The organism is Aestuariivirga sp., from assembly GCF_037139295.1.
Taxonomy (GTDB): Bacteria; Pseudomonadota; Alphaproteobacteria; order Rhizobiales; family Aestuariivirgaceae; genus Aestuariivirga.
Genome location: NZ_JBAXGR010000273.1, coordinates 1 through 1,905 on the forward strand (window position 1 = coordinate 1; position 1,905 = coordinate 1,905).

Annotated in this window: 2 protein-coding genes; both read right to left on the reverse strand. The window is 63.9% G+C overall.

All coding sequences use genetic code 11. The features are described from left to right. On the reverse strand, positions 1-790 hold a 790-nt coding region (locus WCJ41_RS21825), incomplete at its 3' end, for a chlorophyllide a reductase iron protein subunit X (protein WP_336907937.1). Next, positions 787-1,722, reverse strand: coding sequence for a chlorophyll synthesis pathway protein BchC (bchC, locus tag WCJ41_RS21830; protein WP_336907938.1), 936 nt, complete (start codon positions 1,720-1,722; stop codon positions 787-789). The genes WCJ41_RS21825 and bchC, both read right to left, overlap by 4 nt. Positions 1,723-1,905: the final 183 nt, after the last annotated feature.

The window sequence follows — 1,905 nt, forward strand, 5'->3', positions numbered from 1 at the left end:
GCGGGGCGGTGGCCACGTTCTCGGCGAGTTCCGCGAACATGGCACCCCATTCGCTTTCGGGGCGGCCGATGATCTCGTAATTGGCGCTCTTGCGGCGGATGTCCTCGTTGGCGGGGATGGCGGAGAGGACGGGGATGCCCACCTTCCCGGCAAAGGCCGCGGCCTCGCCCGTGCCGTCATCCTTGTTGATGACGATGCCCGCGACACCCACGTTGCCGCCCAGCTTGCGGAAGTATTCCACCGCCGAGCACACGTTGTTGGCCACGTAGAGCGACTGCAGGTCGTTGGAGCCGACGATGATCACCTTCTGGCACATGTCGCGCGCGATCGGCAGGCCGAAGCCGCCGCAGACGACGTCCCCTAAGAAGTCGAGCAGCACATAGTCGAAGCCCCATTCATGGAAGCCCAGCTTCTCGAGAAGTTCGAAGCCGTGGATGATGCCGCGGCCGCCGCAGCCGCGGCCCACTTCCGGGCCGCCCAGCTCCATGGCGAAGGCGCCGTCGCGCTTGAAGCACACGTCGCCGATCTTCACCTCTTCGCCGGCGAGCTTCTTCTTGGCCGAGGTCTCGATGATGGTGGGGCAGGCCTTGCCGCCGAAGAGAAGGGATGTGGTGTCGCTCTTCGGGTCGCAGCCGATGAGCAGCACGCGCTTGCCCTGTTGTGCCATCATGTAGCTGAGGTTGGCGAGCGTGAAGCTCTTGCCGATGCCGCCCTTGCCGTAGATGGCGATGATCTGCGTCTCCTTCTTCGGAGCAGCGTCTACGTCCATGTTGAGGTCGATGCTGTTCATGCGAGCGCGCTCCAGTCGAGGGCCATTTTGATGCAGTTGGGATCGGTGAATGCCTGTTCGTAAGCTTCAGCCGCCGTCGAGGCGGCGGCGTGGTGGCTGATGAGGCCAGAGAGGCTTAAGGACCCATTGGCCACCAGTGCCTTCACGGCTTCCATGTCAGCCTTGGTGAATTCGGCTGCGATGCGGATCTTCGCCTCGCGCATGAAGGCGGGCGGGAAGGTGAAGGACAGTGCGTCCTCATAGAAGCCCGCGAGCGTGATCTCGCCGCGCTTCGCAAGCTTGGGGATCAGCGTGTCGAGCAGGCCCGGTGCGCCGCTGGCATCGCAGATCGTTGCGTAGTCGCGGCGCGTATCCTGCTCGGGTGAGACGACGGCATAGCCTGCAGCGCCATCATGGCGCGCGGCTTGGGTCTCGATGACGGTTGGGGCGGCACCACCGAGTGCCAGGGTGATACGTGCGATGAGTCGGCCGAGAAGGCCGTGGCCGACGATCAGCTGGGGCAGCGAGGCGCCTTCGCTGGCAACTGCATGGTGCGCCGTCGCGGCCAGCGCGATGAGAATGCCTTCCTCGCCAGCGATGCCGTCGAGCTTTACCGCGCGGGCGGCTGGCAGCACGATGCGCTTGGCGGCGCCACCGAACAGGCCCTTCACGTCCTTGTAGCAATTGGCGCCGGGTACGAAGACGAGGTCGCCCTCGGCAAATCCGTCAGCAGCTTGTGAAACGCGGGCCACAGTCTCGTAGCCGGGCACCAGCGGATAGCCCATTCCGGGGAAGCTTGGCATGCGGCCCGCCCACAGCAGCCGCTCGGTGCCGGAGGAAATGCCGCTCCATACAGCGTCAACGACCAAGTCGTTCGCCGCCGGCTCCTGCAATGTCACCGCCCTGAGTGCCAGTTGGCCTGGCTTTTCCAGAACGACAGCGACCGTTTCCATCCTCGGTCTCCCCGGGAACCCGTCCAGACCCGCAGGCCTGGCTCATAGACTCCTTAACTGTCAGCTTACTCTTACACTTCAATGTGTCAATAGAGAGATACAGATTTCGATACAAACTGAGTTGACACTTCTGAGGCGGAGGCTTTGAGGGGGCAGGGCCAGGGGATGGGGCATGCTCTCTCC